The organism is Paraburkholderia sediminicola (assembly GCF_046027825.1).
GTDB classification, from domain to species: Bacteria; Pseudomonadota; Gammaproteobacteria; order Burkholderiales; family Burkholderiaceae; genus Paraburkholderia; species Paraburkholderia sediminicola_D.
Genome location: NZ_JAQQDU010000226.1, coordinates 1 through 1355 on the forward strand (window position 1 = coordinate 1; position 1355 = coordinate 1355).

General features: G+C 63.8%; 1 protein-coding gene. It reads left to right on the top strand.

The window, feature by feature from the left end:
* Window positions 1-51 precede the first annotated feature (51 nt).
* On the top strand, window positions 52-1355 hold a 1304-nt coding region (locus PQQ96_RS41980; RefSeq protein ID WP_408303298.1), incomplete at its 3' end, for an IS4 family transposase.

Sequence of the window (1355 nt, forward strand, 5' to 3'; positions counted from 1 at the left end):
CTGGCTCGGACGATGTTAACTTGCGCGCAACTCCCGTAAAGCCACACGCCATTGCCTTCTGTAGACGACGACCCTAACCGTGACTGGGCCGACACCGAATTCGGTGCGGCCAATCTGGGCGACGCCCGTTTGACGAGCCGGCTGGTCGCGCTGGCACGGCGGCTTGCGAGCAGTCCCGACTGCTCGTTTCCGCGTTCGCTCAATGCCGCCGAGCTCAAGGCTGCCTATCGTTTCTTCGACAACGAACAGGTTGATACCGACGGTGTTCTTGCCCCGCACGTCGAGCAAACGCTGCAGCGCATGACGCATCTCCCGGTCGTGCTGGCGGTGCAGGACACGACCGAATTCAATCTGACGCATCTCGAGGCCACTGAAGGACTGGGCTACGGCAGCGGTAACGCGTCGCGTGGCTTCATGCTGCACAGCTTGCTAGCCGTGACGCCGGAGGGTTTGCCGCTGGGCGTGCTGGGCATGAAGACCTGGGTACGCCCGGACGCGGACCTGGGCAAGAAGAAGCAGCGCAAGCAGCGCCCGATTGAAGACAAGGAGAGTGCCAAATGGCTCGAAGGAATCGAGCATCTGGCCGCGCTCAAGGCGCGCTGCCCCGATACCCGGATAGTGGCAACAGGGGACCGGGAAAGCGACGTCTACGAAGTGTTCGTGGCTGAGCGGCCGGCGGGCGTCGACTGGCTTGTGCGTGCGGCATGGGATCGCCGCACTGCCCACCCGGAGCGCTATCTGTGGGACACCGTGACCGCGACAGCGCCCATGGGCGAGACCGAACTACAGGTGCCGGCGCAGCGCAACACCGCGAAGCGCACTGCGTGTCTGACGGTGCGGTGTACGCCGGTTCACCTGCGCGCGCCGAAACGAGCTTCGCCCGGACTCGCCGCGGTCGAAGTGTATGCCATTCATGCACTCGAAACCGACCCGCCCGCAGGCGTTGAGCCACTCGAATGGATGCTGCTGAGTTCCGTGCCGACTATCACGCTGGAGCACGCGCTCGAGCGACTTCGCTGGTATGCGCGGCGGTGGACGATCGAGTCGTGGCACCGTGTGCTCAAGAGCGGATGCAGCATTGAAAAGCGTCAGTTCGGCAATCTGGAGCGGTTCGTCCGGTCGACCGCGTTATTTGCCGTGATCGCCTGGCGCATCATGTACGCGACGTTGCTGGGCCGCGGCGATCCCGATCTGTCCTGCGAGGTGCTTCTGCAGCCCGACGAGTGGCGCGCGCTCTATAGCCGCGCTAACCGCACCTCAAAACCGCCACCTCAAACACCCTCGCTCGGCGAAGTGGTGTTGTGGATTGCAAAACTCGGCGGCTATCTGAACCGCAAGCATGACCACCCACCCGG